This window comes from Tessaracoccus lapidicaptus, assembly GCF_001693815.1.
Taxonomy (GTDB): Bacteria; Actinomycetota; Actinomycetes; order Propionibacteriales; family Propionibacteriaceae; genus Arachnia; species Arachnia lapidicapta.
The window spans coordinates 1-807 of the sequence record NZ_MBQD01000019.1; the positions used below are offsets into that span (position 1 = coordinate 1).

General features: G+C 67.7%; 2 protein-coding genes. Both read left to right on the top strand.

Translation table 11 applies throughout. The annotated features are described in order from the left end of the window. A partial coding sequence (locus BCR15_RS05270) for a hypothetical protein (protein WP_218058943.1) occupies nucleotides 1–259 on the top strand: 259 nt, incomplete at its 5' end. 278 nt (nucleotides 260–537) lie between these two features. Further along, on the top strand, nucleotides 538–807 hold a 270-nt coding region (locus tag BCR15_RS05275; RefSeq protein WP_141680041.1), incomplete at its 3' end, for a hypothetical protein.

The following is an 807-nucleotide window of genomic DNA, read 5'->3' on the forward strand; positions in this document are numbered from 1 at the left end:
AGAATGCTCCAGCGGGGTGACCGGGGCGATCGCCCAGCCAGTTGTCTCACTCGGCATCGACGACATCATCATCCGGGTCGACGCCGAACCGCTCCCTGGCAACGAGCCCCAGAACTGCCAGGGCAACGACAGCGTCCAGATGACCGTTTCCCTTCACGAGCCCATCGGCGATCGCGCCCTGGTCGACGCCGCCTGCCTCAAAGGCCCGGCAGTCCGCACCAGCTTCTGCGAAACCGGAGCCACCCGCTGGAGCCCATGACGTCGCCAAGCGACTGTGGCCCACGGTGGCCCCAGGTCTGCTTTCGCTGGTCGCTGTCACTGCGTGGTTTGCATCCTTGGCTGTGCAGCCCTCCGTCGGGCCGTGAGCGCACTCAGCTCCTCAGGTCCGAGCCTCACCTCGTGGGAACCGGTGTCGGCAGACATCGGGTCGTTTGGCTCCGGAGCCCGATCTGGTTTCGCGGCATGGACCCACTCCGACGGGCGGGGTGTTCCCAGCTGCAGGGTCCGAGAGGGCTGGCCCGCTGTCAGACTGGGCCCATGGAACGCGTAATGCCGCCCGCGGAAGAGCGGTTCGACCCGATCACCGGGCGGTGGATCAACGATCCACTTCCCGATCCCGCCCGAGCCTGGGTTAACCCAGCCGGCGACGCTCCCGTGACCGTCGTCGGTGAGATCCCGCCTGAACTCTCCGAGCACGACAGGCCACCCACCCCCGGCTCCACCGCTGTAGAGACGCGGGCCACGCGAACCCAGCGCCTGCGTTGGCTGATCATCGTCGTGTTGGTGGTCGCGGTCATCGCGCTCGGG